This window comes from Psychrobacter sp. TB20-MNA-CIBAN-0197 (assembly GCF_040309765.1).
GTDB lineage: Bacteria > Pseudomonadota > Gammaproteobacteria > Pseudomonadales > Moraxellaceae > Psychrobacter > Psychrobacter submarinus.
The window spans coordinates 1-373 of sequence record NZ_JBEOPC010000178.1 but is presented as its reverse complement, the minus strand read 5'-3'; the positions used below and the strand labels follow the sequence as shown (position 1 = coordinate 373).

Here is a 373-nt window from a genome sequence, read left to right as displayed (position 1 = left end):
ACTGGTGTTAATATCCCAGCAGGTCAAAGTATAACCATCCTCTTAAAAGTAAAAAAAGGTGGTACCGGCACGCTTGTCCCTGCCACTGCTATTAACCATGTCAAAGTCACTGATGATCTGGATAACAATCCTGCCACTACTAATACCCTTATCGATAGTACAGATAGTAATGATGAAAACGTTGCTACATTCTATCCTACTGACGATGTGGATAACGTCAATGGTGAAGCCCCAGCTTCTGCAGGTGATGATTCAACTGTAGCGCTACTGACTATCAAACGCGCTTTAACTCTAACTGGTGTAACTACTAGAGAAATCGCTCCTACTTCAGGTACTGACGGTCAAGTTACCCATCAAACGGTCATTACTAACG

1 pseudogene is annotated in these 373 nt (G+C 42.9%); it reads left to right on the top strand.

Annotated features, from left to right (window positions below):
* Positions 1–373, top strand: a pseudogene (locus AAEY83_RS13200) (hypothetical protein); the annotation flags it as partial.